Source organism: Lysinibacillus sp. NPDC056959, from assembly GCF_042674095.1.
GTDB classification, from domain to species: domain Bacteria; phylum Bacillota; class Bacilli; order Bacillales_A; family Planococcaceae; genus Lysinibacillus; species Lysinibacillus zambalensis.
On sequence record NZ_JBHURE010000002.1, the window covers coordinates 360,030 to 373,645 of the forward strand.

The 13,616-nt window shown below is 36.2% G+C and carries 7 protein-coding genes; all 7 read right to left on the minus strand.

Going from position 1 to position 13,616, the window contains the following annotated elements; genetic code table 11:
* Positions 1-79: 79 nt before the first annotated feature.
* The 7 genes from ACFTQ7_RS03870 to ACFTQ7_RS03910 all read right to left on the minus strand — a co-directional run bounded on the left by ACFTQ7_RS03870 (position 80) and on the right by ACFTQ7_RS03910 (position 13,603).
* A complete protein-coding gene (locus ACFTQ7_RS03870; protein ID WP_386827406.1) occupies positions 80-706 on the minus strand; it encodes a hypothetical protein in 627 nt (208 codons plus the stop codon).
* A gap of 299 nt (positions 707-1,005) precedes the next feature.
* The gene (locus ACFTQ7_RS03875; RefSeq protein WP_386827407.1) at positions 1,006-1,866 is read right to left on the minus strand and encodes a leucine-rich repeat domain-containing protein; all 861 of its coding nucleotides are present in this window, start codon (positions 1,864-1,866) and stop codon (positions 1,006-1,008) included.
* Between the two features lie 21 nt (positions 1,867-1,887).
* The gene (locus ACFTQ7_RS03880; protein ID WP_386827408.1) at positions 1,888-3,624 is read right to left on the minus strand and encodes an RHS repeat-associated core domain-containing protein; all 1,737 of its coding nucleotides are present in this window, start codon (positions 3,622-3,624) and stop codon (positions 1,888-1,890) included.
* A 915-nt stretch (positions 3,625-4,539) separates the two neighbouring features.
* Positions 4,540-4,959, minus strand: coding sequence for an SMI1/KNR4 family protein (locus ACFTQ7_RS03895; RefSeq protein WP_386827410.1), 420 nt, complete (start codon positions 4,957-4,959; stop codon positions 4,540-4,542).
* Between the two features lie 67 nt (positions 4,960-5,026).
* A complete protein-coding gene (locus tag ACFTQ7_RS03900) occupies positions 5,027-10,537 on the minus strand; it encodes a DUF6531 domain-containing protein (RefSeq protein ID WP_386827411.1) in 5,511 nt (1,836 codons plus the stop codon).
* Positions 10,538-11,769: 1,232 nt separating this feature from the next.
* Complete coding sequence (locus ACFTQ7_RS03905) at positions 11,770-12,306, minus strand: RNA 2'-phosphotransferase (RefSeq protein WP_386827412.1); 537 nt, start codon at positions 12,304-12,306, stop codon at positions 11,770-11,772.
* 1,042 nt (positions 12,307-13,348) lie between these two features.
* Positions 13,349-13,603 carry a DUF7660 family protein gene (locus ACFTQ7_RS03910; RefSeq protein WP_386827413.1) on the minus strand — a complete coding sequence of 85 codons (255 nt, stop codon included), beginning with the start codon at positions 13,601-13,603 and terminating at the stop codon, positions 13,349-13,351.
* Between the last annotated feature and the right edge of the window lie 13 nt (positions 13,604-13,616).

Sequence of the window (13,616 nt, forward strand, 5' to 3'; positions counted from 1 at the left end):
AAGAAGACGCAAGCGCCTTCTTACTTATGTTTTGATTCTAAATACAACAAGCATTTATTTTACTAGATTATTTAGCAACCTATGAATATTGCCAATATCCCACTATTGGATTCTTTATTGAATCCTCCGTCACAATTGCATATAAATACACAGCACCAAACCCAAATGGAAGACTTGTGCCTGAATTGAATAACCCACTTGGATAGCCGTCCTCATCAATTTGACACAAGAAACTATATCCATCTTTTTCTAATTCTGTGTAATAATATTCTTCTTCTTGGATATGAAATGGATTCCCCCCCAATTTAATAAAAAAAGGTGTTTCAAATGCTTGTTCTTCACTTACAAAAATACCTTCTGAAATATAATGTTTAACTATTCCAAATTCGGTATAAGTGGAATCCAAACTTTCTTTTGAAACCGGATGTTCAAACACGTACAATGAGCAGTTTGGATAAATATTTTTTGAAGCACGATCTTCGTATTCTTTTGGTATAAAGATAGAAACCATGTTATTTTTATCAAGTGGATTCACAAAACAAAGATAGAAGTGATAATTAGATCCAATTTCACTAAAAAGTTCACTTTTATCGTCAAAATATGCTGGAGCATTTCCACCGATCCATCCATTATCAACATTCTTTTTGTCTAACTGAAATATAATACTTACTTTTCGCTCAACTAATATGTTATTTTTATTCTCCATATTATTTATCCGAATATCTTAATCCGGATTTCACACTCCTTAGCATTTAGTAAGCTGCTTTTTGCTTTTTTAATGCCTAATTTTCGAACAGTATTAGTTTTTGTATGTGAAAATACTTGTCCCAGTTGAGGATAGACATTAATTACACGGAACGGGCAACTCCATTTCTAGCAAAAAAATATGTAAAGAAGAGCTTGTTTTAGTCTTCTTTACATATTTCGTAATCATCACAGCAAGCGTTTATCTCTCCTAGTTAACCATTTTTAAACTATACGTATGCTGACTAACTAACAAATCTTCTAGTTATTGTTAAAACTATCTAAGTCAGCTAGTTTGATATCGTAATCTTTCTTAATAGGTAAAAATAAATATTTCAGAGTCTTATGATTCATTAGATCTTTTATTTTTCCATCTCTAATACTTGTTGTTCCGATAATTCGAACTTCTTTTAAATTAGGAAGCTGATGTAGAAAATCTAATGAAGGGATTTCACCACAGTTCTCAATTATTATTTTTTCTATGCTAGAAACATTTCCAATTGAACTCCAATCCTTAATATTTTTGCAATTTTGAAACCCTATCGAAGTTAATGATTTTCCATCTTCAATCCACTTTATAGAAGTCATTTTTGAATTATAACCTATTCCTAAATGCTCTAAGACAGGCATGTACTTAAGAGCTTCAAATTCTAATATTTTATTTTTTACTAGCCCTATTCTTTTAGCTTTTGTAAATATATTGAATTCTTTAGATGAATCGCCAATATAATTGTCAATAAATAAGTACTCTAGATTCTTGTTTTGAAAAATTGAACTACAAGTTTTTCTATCATAATTTAAGTACACACACCACAATGAATTTAGCTCCGCAAAAGGAATCACTTCATCAGTTTTCCCCAAAAAATTAAAGTATTCTAATGAACTATAATTTTTTAGTTCATTTAGGGATACATAATCATAAGAGTTTAACCTAAGCCCTCTAATATCTGAAATATCATTGAGTTTTTTTATATTCTCAAACTTGTGTTTTATACTCTCATGTGAAACTGATACACTGTCTATTTTTTGCCTTGTTACATCCTCAATATCAATTACCTCTATATCTGGATTTATGTTAATAAACCTAAAATTCCTATTAAAATAAACTTTGTCGAAAACCATAATACCCTCTCCTTGAACCTCCTATTTACAGCCAGGACTTTTTATTTTATTTGCAAGATCTTCGCCTGCATCTTCAAAAGCTTTTATTATATCTGCCTCTGTTTTGAAAAAGTCTGCTTCTTTACCATGAGGAACTACCAATACCTGTAATGATTCTAACTGTGATGATGTTAACTTACCTGTACCTAAATGTTGTCTTAATCTTGTATATAAGTTATTAGCCTTACCAACATACCATTTTGTCATACCATCTCTTATATCAATGGTTCTAAACATATTTGCTCCACCGGATTTTTTACTTGCTCCCAGTATTTCTTTTAGATAAGCTCTATCAAACGGGCTTGTAGGGGCTAAACCAAAAGCATCGAATAAAATGTTTGTATCTTTTACGTACGCATACAAAGTAGGGTTATCACCAGCGAGTCCAATCGGATCAATTTGAGTATAATTCCCTTGTTCTGGGTCATAGTATCGGAATCTGTTGTAATATAATCCGATCTCAATGTCCTCATACTGCCCCTGATACCTATACGGAATAAAATCCTGCTTACCAGTAAACTCCACCACTCGCCCATATATATCAAGCTCAGCTGACCAAATCTTGTTACCCTCTTCATCATAGGCTTCTACAGGCGTTCCAAGATAATCACTAATAATACTGTAGTTACCTTCACTCGTAATTTTAGCAGAAGGTACGAACCCATCATTAAACACCCATGTGACTAGATTGTCTGGTATTTCAGTCTTTTTCTGTGAAGAATACTCCTCTAGGTTTTCAAATTTATCTGAATCATTCTGCGAGAAATACTCATGTAGGATAGTATTCCCATCCCATATAAATTTCATTGTTTTTTCGCCATAACTCTTCTCTACTCGTCTACCTAGCGAGTCATACTTGAAAGTAACTTCTACGTTATCTGGTTTGATGACCTTCGACATCATGCCATTACCAAAGTACTCGTACTTCCACGTTTCACCGTTCTTCTCAACTTTCTGAACTAGATTACCTTCTTCATCATAAGAGAATGTTGCCTCTCTCGTTTCAAGCAATCTGCTCCCAGCACCATATACACGATCTGTCTTTTCTTTTGTTTCATACAAATTTCCGACATAATCGACACTGCGGTGTAAGAAGTCAAATTGATCGCCTTGATTGGACCAGACGAGGCTACTGAATTCATCGTAACCATAGGTAACTTTTACACCTGTTAACTCGTTTACCATGCTTCGTAATCGATGATTGACATCCCAATTATACGTGCGCCTTCGTGTATCGCGCTTTTGACCGCTTATTCGATGGTGCGTTGGTCTACCTGCTACGTCATACTGCCACTTGTTGATGACATCTCCTGGTAAGATTCTCTCAATCTCTTGGCCGAGTTCATTGTACTGCATGGATGCTGTCCAATGTGCTTGCTCTGAGCGAGAGGCTGTGATTTGTGACACATTGCCCATTTCATTACGAGCGACATCGATTTGTGCACCTAAGCTACTCGTAATCTGTGAACGCATGCCTAATACATCATAACTACTCGCAATCCAATGGTCATTCTGCCATTCCTTGATCACTTGTCCAGATGAGTCTCGCTCCAGCTTTACTTTCACATGTTCATTTTCAGTCTCAATTAAGGAACCATTTTTGTCATAGCCAAACGTTTCCCAAGTGTCATCATAATAATCAGCACGAATAACATTTCCGAGACCATCATGCTGGTAGGCTGTCCAACGATCACCTGGACGTTGAATTCTCTGAACCAATCCTGCCAGACTTCGCTCATACGTTTTTTCCATCTCATCAAAGCCAATGTCCTTGATGATATTCCCTTTCGTATCTCGTTCAAACTGATACGCTTCGCCTTTCTCATTGAAGACAGCTGTTAACTGCTCCTCTGTATCGTAGGTGAATTTGACTTTCTTTCCACCTTGTTCTCAAGACACCAAGCTACCAAGTATGGTGTAATCAAAGGCTACTTGCGTATGGTTATCTTTTCGCAAAAACAACATCATCATAGGCATCGTACTTTAATTGAACGTCGTTTCCATCGGATAGATTTGCCCGTACAAGACGATTCAAGTTATCATAACGGAACTTTTCTGTGGCCCCTAACGGATTGGTCGTTGTTGTGCAGTTACCACCACGGTCATAAAAACAAACGGCTATACATCCCAATTAATGGATTTGTAGCCGTTTTAAATTGATTTATCTATACTAAACTTTAATTAATATTTAAAAATTTTAAGGCTTGGTAATGATAGAACTTTGTATTATTTTTTTATTCTCATTATCTTTACACTGCTAGATTTAAACATCACCTAACTAAAAATATTCGAAGGAATCTATTTTAAAATTCTAGAGACGCATCATTTTCATAGAAAAAATAATTGCACATTGTAACTAGTCTATTGAGGTTTGCATTTTCTAACACACCTTTAATACTCGTGTATCTAATCCAGCCATTTTTCTAGCTTATTCTGACAAATAAGCGTTAGAATCAGGTTAAATCAGAACTATCTTTTTAAGCGTTTTTGATGTAGTTTTTATCGTGGTCTGCACGCCTATCAAACTAAAACTTAAACAGCTCTTTACGTTAGCACAATGAGGATGCTTTTTTTACATATTTCTCATTCGTTTTCGCTTTAAGCATTAAGCTTTAAGCATTTTAACCTTTCGCACTAATCCTGTTGGAAGTATTCAGGATCTTCCACGATCTTTGATAAAAATTCTTCAAGCGAGCTTGCAATCTTCTTTTCGTTATCATAGACAGGATTTTGTTCTTCATCTGTTAATTCGATTGAAAAAGGTACTGATTCCCATCCAATAAAGAAGATTAATTTATTTTCTTCATCGTACTTTGGGTAAGCATCAAAAAAACCTTGTCTTAATCGGAAATCTCTAATTGACGCAGGACTTAATACACAATTTTCGTCTAATTCTTCTTCCCCAACAAAAGAACCGTAACCAATCTCCGCCCAAAATATCTTTAGTTCTTTTGGGAAAACAATGCCTAGTTCACCTTCCACTTGTTCAACTTCATCACTATTTATTGAGATAAACTGAAGATTAGTATTATTTTTAATAAATGAAAATTTCATTGATCATTCCTTCTTTCAGATAAAATATTATTATTTTTCATTCATTACCATATTATAATTTCACCTTTTATTTACATCCTTTGAAGCTATTTCTATTGTTTAACTTTTTACGAGTCCCATGTTGTAAATCACGTATCTCCTTCTGCATTCTATCTTTACTCCATTTTTCTCTTTTGGCATCCTCGTATTTTTCATCCAAAATATCGTTCATATCACGATTGTATATATTATGATGTTCCGTACCAAGTTTAAAGAAACTGTGAGTTACTTTACTTGGATGTTTTGATGTAAATCTTGGTAACATCATCATATTCGTTGCTGCATTAACGTTTAGCCCGGATTTTAGCAACAATGGATGTGTACTCCATAAGTGATATGGTATGATATGATGTCGTTCAAACCCAGGTTTCTTCTTCATCCATGTTGGATAACTTTCATTGCCACGTAGACCAAATACATCCACCCAAGTATTTGTATTGTGTACATACCCATATAAGACTAGTCCACCATTAAGACCAATCGGGTCTTGCTGTGTATAAATCCCTTCACTTGGCAAATAATATCGGAATCTATTATAATAAAAGCCAATTTCCTCATCTTCATACTGCCCTTGATAACGGAATGGAATAAAGTCTTTCGTCCCTGTGAATTCTTTTACTCGCCCATAGATATCAAGCTTTGCTGACCAAACCCTATTACCTTGTTGATCATAAGCTTCAACAGGCGTTCCAAGATGGTCACTAATAATACTGTAATTACCTTCATCCGTAATTTTAGCTGAAGGTACGAATCCATCATTAAACACCCATGTGACTAGATTATCCGGTATTTCGGAGTTATTCTGTGAAGAATTCTCTACTAGACTTTCAAATTTATCTGAATTATTCTCCAAGAAATACTCATGTAGGATAGTATTCTCATCCCATACAAATTTTGATATCTTTTCTTTTGAACACTTCTCTATCCGTCTACCTAGCGAGTCATACTTGAAAGTAACTTCTGCCTTGTTTGGTTTGATGACCTTCGACATCATGCCATTACCGTTATATTCGTACTTCCACGTATCACCATTCTTCTCAAGTTTCTGAATCAGATTACCTTCATCATCATATGAAAAGGTTGACTCTTTCGTTTCAAGCAATCTGCCTCCGGCGCCATAGACACGATCTGTCTTTTCATTTGTTTCATACAAATTCCCAACATCATCGACACTACGGTGTAAGAAGTCAAATTGACCACCTTGATTTGACCAAACGAGGTTACTGAATTCATCGTAACCATAGGTAACCTTTACACCCGTTAACTCGTTTACCACACTTCGTAATCGTTGATTGACATCCCAATTATACATGCGTCTTCGTGTATCGCGGTTTTGACTACTTATTCGATGGTGTGTTGGTCTACCTGCTACGTCATACTGCCATTTGCTAATGACATCTCCGGGTAAGATTCTCTCAATCTCTTGACCGAGTTCATTGTACTGCATGGATGCTGTCCAATGGGCTTGCTCTGAGCGAGAGGCTGTGATTTGCGACACATTCCCCATTTCATTACGATCGACATCGATTTTTGCGCCTAAGCTACTCGTAATCTGTGAGCGGTTGCCTATTTCATCATAGCTACTTGCAATCCAATGGTCATTCTGCCACTCCTTGATCACTTGTCCAGTTAGGTCTCGCTCCAGTTTTACTTTCACATGCTCATTTTCAGTCGCCATCAACGAACCATTTTTGTCATAACCAAACGTTTCCCAAGTGTCATCATAATAATCAGCCCGTATGACATTTCCTAAATTGTCATGTTGATACGCTGTCCAACGATCACCTGGTCGTTGAATTCTCTGAACCAATCCTGCCAGACTTCGCTCATACGTTTTTTCCATCTCATCAAAGCCGATTTCCTTGATGATATTGCCTTTTGTATCGCGTTCAAACTGGTACGCTTCGCCTTTTTCATTGATGACAGCGGTTAACTGCTCTTCTGTATCATAGGTGAATTTAACTTTCTTTCCACCTTGTTCTCGAGAAATTAAGCTACCAAGAATGGTGTAATCAAAGGCTACTTGTATATGGTTATCTTTCGCAAAAACGACTTCATCATAGGCATCGTATTTTAATTGAACGTCGTTACCATCTGATAGATTTGCCCGTACTAGACGATTCAAGTTATCATAACGGAACTTCTCTGTGGCCCCTAGCGGATTGGTCGTTGTTGTACAGTTACCACGACGGTCAAATGTCCATGTGGAACTCGTTCCGTCTGGTAATGTCACTTGATTCAAATTCAGATCAGCATCATAAGATAAGCTTACCACATGGCCTTGCGCATTTGTCACAGTTTTAATTAAATATTGTTTATTATAGGAAAATTCTGTTTTTGTTCCATCTTCTAAAACATTTGCCTGCAATGTGCTATCTTCATTATAAATCCACTGGCGACTTCCCCCCTCTGCGTTAACAGCCTGAATTAGCCTATCCTTCTCATCGTATTGAGAGGATAAAGTACTGCCATCTGCAAAAGTAATCGTCACTGGATTTGCCCATTTATCATAGCTATAAGCCGTGACGCGATCATCTTCATCTACTTCTTGGAGTAATTCAAAGTCCTCATTATATTCATAGCTTACTTCACTACCATCTGGGTGAACAATTTTCGTACATAGATTATCTTCATTGAAATAATAATAACTCTTATGGCCTAAACTATTCGTAATCTCATTATAGCCGTCATGATATGAAAGCTCCCCTGCAAGGACATTGCCATCTCCCCATGTTTTGATTACTCGAGCCCCTGTAGTCGGCCCATCATAGCGCCAGAAGAAGCTATTTTTATTGCGATCCGTTTTTTGCATCATTAAGTGATTAATATAATTAATATGCGTACTTTGCCCTAATGCATCTTGGATTTCAATTAAATCTTGTCCATCATTGTAAACATAACGAACTAAGACTTCACGACTCATCTTGTTACGTAGGGCAACTTCTGTCATTCTACCTGCCTCATTGGTCGTCACCTCGAGCACTCTACCCACACTGTCCGTTACTTGAGATAGGAACCCTTTAAGGTTATAGGCAAATTGAATATGATGCGCTTGTTCATTTTTTACTTCTTTTAATCGGTATGTTATTTCTGTTGTTTGTTCAAATACATAAATCAATCGTGTATCATGCTCAAATAGATGATACTCCTCACCTGTATTTGTTAAGGTCATTCTTTCTCTTTTGTTAAAATACGGCAAGTTTATTGGTAAAATTGGAAACCCCACTGCGCGACCATCCGTCACAACAATCCCAATCAGGTCTTCTTCTTCAAAAATCTCTAAGGCTAGATCGTATGTAAAGTGCATACCATGACCTGACAAGCCAATTCGACTACTATCACTGTACCAAGCGCGTTCCCATGAAAGGGGGATAGGTCCAGGTAATTCAAAGTCGACTCCTTCATAAATCATACGTCCTGTAATTAAATCAACGGGCTCAAAACCTCTTTTACAGAATTTTTTACTTAACCCTTGTGTACAATTAAATTTCTTTAATACCCCATGATTAAATTTCGTTAGCCCGGCTTTTGCCATAGCCTTCATTCCGTCTACTGCCTTCGACGCAGCGAGTAATTCATCCATCGATGAAAGGACTTTATCTGCGGCCGTCTTCACGGCCTTAGATGCTTTGTTAGCTAGTTCCGCTAGTCCCTTTACTGCATCTAACGTTTTAGATACTTTCGGATAAGCTGCTTTCATCCCTTTTGCTAAAGCTTTTGAAGCATCTATTGCCTTATCAGCACCTTTTGCAGCATCAGCAGCTTTATCTAAGAGTTTCGCCCCTTTTTTGACCTTGTAGGCTCCCTTGGCGGCATCACCAACTACTGGGATCGCACCTACTAAGTTCATGGCTGCATCCATGTAATTCCCTCTTGCCAAGCTAATTCCTGCATTCGCAATATCTGCAAATGTACCGATGACAGGAATAAATCCAGCAACATCCAATGCTGCACTTACGCCATCAAGTACACTACTAAACCAGCCTTTCTTCTCTTTCTTCTCTTCTGCCTTTTGCGGGAAGATTAAGTCCACTTTCGTCGTAGCTTCGATTGCTTCTTCATTTAATTTCGGTGGCTGGCTTTGCTTCTCTATACCTTCTTGATCAATGAGCGTACTAATTAATTGTGTGTCAGCTGCCATAATCACATGACTTTGTTCCTTCGCTGATATCGCAATCCATTCTTCCGCCTCTACGGCTAGCTCTTTCATGCCACTAATTTCAAGAGTTTCATCCGCCGCTAGCATGATGGTACTGTTACTTTGAAATGTTACGCCATCTCCATCATCCATCTTTAAGTCCAAGACACCATCTACTGCACTAAAGGTAATATCACCAACACCTAATGTCACATCTTTCCCAACATTGGTCGCCAATGATTTAACGGTAGTATCCGCCATTTTCTGCGTCTGCTTTTGCCCGCCCTCTGGTGTGGCTGGATTGACACGCACCGAGCTGATCACGATGGCTTCTTCTTCAACTGCACTTGGAAAATGCAATTGGGCACGCGCACCTATTTGAGGCATTAAATACATAACACCGTTGGCATCTGCAGAATATGCAAACCAATGTGCTTTTGCTTGATCCTGGCTTTTATCGATATCTAAATGAATTTTAACGGTATTTTGCGTAACATCAATGATCTTTCCTGTAAACGCTGCACCAATTAGATCTAAATTACGTACTAACCGCTGACGAATACTTTTCTCTGGTTGGGCAGTATATTGGAACTTCAACACGCCCTCATCAAGATGGGTCTCCCTAGCCGTTACGACATAGGAGCTTCCCTTGAATTGCACCAACGTGCCCAGCTCATGGGCCTCTGTGCTTTCAAACTCACAAAAAGTATAATCGGCTTCACTCACATCCGTACCATCGTTTTCAGTAATCAATCGGTACGCATCGACGTCCATACGTACTATAGACGGCAGATGGTCGATCGTTATGCTTTTCCTACTTTGAGGTGTACCAAGCCAAAATCGAGCTCCATTCCATTTTAAATCAGGAAAAACAACAGCGTGCAAACGGGAGGCCATTCTTTTAATAAATTCCCAATCTGTTTCTAAGTATTGAATCGCAATACTACCAATAGCTTGACCATTAGAAGCTTGGTCGATGTAATCCCCATTAGGATAGGCGCTTACGATATTTTTTATTAACTGCACGTACGTCATATTCACATCTTGAAAAGAACGTGAGCGCTTTGCAATATCCATATTCGCTGTAAAGGATACAGCCTCAACGGAGACATAGTGCACCCCTTGTGATGCCTGCAACTCCGCATTATCAATTCTTCCTGAGAACAATATGGCACTGTCTCGCCCAAATTTCACAACAACTTCATCTGTTTGATTGACCCGCTGAATATACTTTTGCGCTTGCTCTTCAGCAATCATTCCCGTAAAATACAACCTCGCATGGTCATTGGCTTTATGCTTGATGGTTAGTTTATCTAAATGAATAAGCGGATAAGGCCATTCAAGCACAAGATCCTCATACGTACTAACTGTGTGTACTTCCTTTTCTTCAAGCGATTTCATTACTTACCTCCTTTCAATCAACCTCGGCTTTTAAAAACCTTGTAAGTTAAATTCCAACATGCCGTAAGCAATGGGTTTCCAAATATTCATCTCTTTTTTCATACAATTAACCGAGCCCATCGTCATTTCTCGCCTACCTAAAACAAAAACATTAAATTTTAAATCTTGTTATCTAGTACTGGCGTCATGAAATCAAATAACCAATTTGACTGTGTGAAATCTTTTACTTCTTCTGCTTTTATCTGTTGTTCCATGATTTTCTACATGACGTAAGTTTTTCATTTGTATAGATATAATCGTATCTACGACTAGATGGATATTTATTTTCCATTTTTCAGGTTCCAAACACGTCAAATGTTGAAGGTCTACATCCGGATTGGATCCTCATAAAAACTCATTTCTGTAAACTCATATGTAATAATTAGGGTGCGATGTTCCCCATTCGTTCCTTCTGCCTTACATGTTTCTTCATCTCAATAACTCTTCATCCATAAAATTCATTATGTTCTATCATTTGTTTCGATTTGTATTATTCTTTCTATCTCATAATCTTGTATTTTTTACTTTCCTATTAAATACTATCGCTCAATTTTGTTATTAATTTCATTAATTCAGTAATATCCCTAAATTAATTACATATGTCATCGAAACCATTAATTGGTTATTTTCTTCATAAATATGCTAATAAACCATAGATCAAAAGTCAACATCCATACGAACTATTATTCAGAATAGACTAAAAACCCTGTATATTAGGGAAATTTGAATTTTAGTAGTTAGATATACCGAGTGAGAGATGAATAAAGTGAAACTTTAATCATTAGGTACAAGAAATGTAATTAGCGTCAAACTAAGATTACATTCGTGTTGGAGAGAATAGTTATAGTTGTAAAGTATGTTTCTACGATGGTGAAGGTATGTTACTGTTAGTGGTAATAAAATTTAAAGTATGCATATAAATGTCAACACCATTATGTACATTTTTGCTATTTAAGGATGAATAAAATCACTCGTTTTCCGAGTTTAAAGTGATCAAACAACTAATTTTTACTTGTTTAACACTCGGGTTTTTACATAATTTAACAATCATTACCTAAATAGTGAGGGATAAAAGTAAATCAAAACAAGAAAAAACACATGTACATGGAATAATACCATATACATGTGTTTTCATATTTCTACTATAAAGATACGCCTCTCCATGTTGTAGATTTCTGTGCTGTTAAATAATTTTAGTGACTGATAAAATCATACGGTATAGCATCTGCTAACCATATCATTTCATGCGCAAAATAAAATTTCACACCATTTTTATATGCATCTTCCGAATTGATTTTTAAAACTATAGGGTCAGTGTCTCTCCTTTTACCTACTAATATAGCAGTATGGATGTCTTCAGACAAATGAACATATTGCCTTGTTTTAGGAACCAAGCCATTCTTCATTATCGACTCAAGAAAACGACGACTAGTTCCATGATAAAGTGTGCTAGGTGGCTTCATTTCCTTTTTTTGAATTTTCATAGGAATCGAATGTCCATAAAATGCTCTTATTTTATCATCTACAATTTCGTAACGCTTCTTTTCTGACTTCTCAATCATTTTTTTCAAATCATTAATCTCAATGCGTGACCATTTATCAGACCTTCTTAATGATTCTAACAATTTATCAACTAAAACCCATCCATTAGCATCTAACTCTAATTCATACTCCTCGGGAGAATGCCGTAGAGCATATGCCACCTCTTTACTAAGTTTATCATAATTCATTCACCTTACAGCTCCTTGAATCCTTAAATTCAACCTCTTTTCAATTGCTTTTATTCATTTATTCATCAATTATTCTAAGTCCATCTGTCAAAATAAGATTTGTATTCTTGAGCCACAATTTCAATAACTTCATCATAATTCAAAAAAACAATCCTTAAATCCCTTTTCAACCAGTGTCTTTTGCGGATTCAAAAATTCGGAATCAATCACTTCACAAAAACACGTATCCAATAAATTTTTATTAAAATTAACAAGACCACAAAGTCCATTTGACTACATTTTAAAAAATGCAAGAAATATCAATGTATAGTTTTTCTGTGGAAATATTCGATGCCAACGCTGTTGCTAAATTTAGCGAAAGTTCTACTTCCCTTGGAAATCAATGCATAATTAACTTATTTAAAATAAACGCATCTCTAGCATTATTCATACTAAACGTGGTTCTCATTATGCCCACCATTTCTTTACCTAGGGCAACGAATTTTAATTGTCTTACCGACTTTCTCGCTAAAACGTATATCTAAATTCATTTCCCTAAATTTCCTTCAGTCGGCCAAATGGAATTCACCTTTGAGTTAGCCTTTCTGGTAACATATCATATAGTCTTCTATTATCTACTGTGATAACATCGTCCACTCCTGCCCTTTATTTTATGAACTTCCAGCGGAAAATCTGCTAATTTCACAATTCTTATTGGTTTCTACCTGTTTATAATAATTTGAGCCACTCTTTAATTGTTCAGTCAAAACATTAGCACTAGACTTATCGCTAAAATTTGCACCAATATTGTTTCGGCTGTAGAATATTTTAAATGAATCATCAATCCCCAACCCAAACGGATCGATAAACTTATTCGGATCTTTTCACATAGTCATAGAATGTAGGATTGCCCCTGTAAGTGTAAGCCCTATAAGGTCTATTTGCGTATACATTCCCATGCTAGGATCATAATATTGAAATATTCTTTACACCACACTCATCATTTTAAAGCCTCTCAACATACAAATTTCGTATAATCACACTCTTTTTTTAGAGTGGACTTTTATTCATAAATCTTACCCACATATAACATTATAGACAAAAAATTCCAATTAATATTTTGGGGTGTTTCTAAACCAGAATTTTCAAAAAAACCTTCCATACTGTCCACCCAGCCCTCAATGCCTTGAAGAAATTCATCTATAGATTTATTCTCCCATTCATCTCTATTTTTTTTAAAATCGGCTGATAATAAATTTACAAATTCTAAAAACTGTTGCTTATTTGAAACGTTTTCAATTTGGTCATACCAATCCATACAATTCACACCT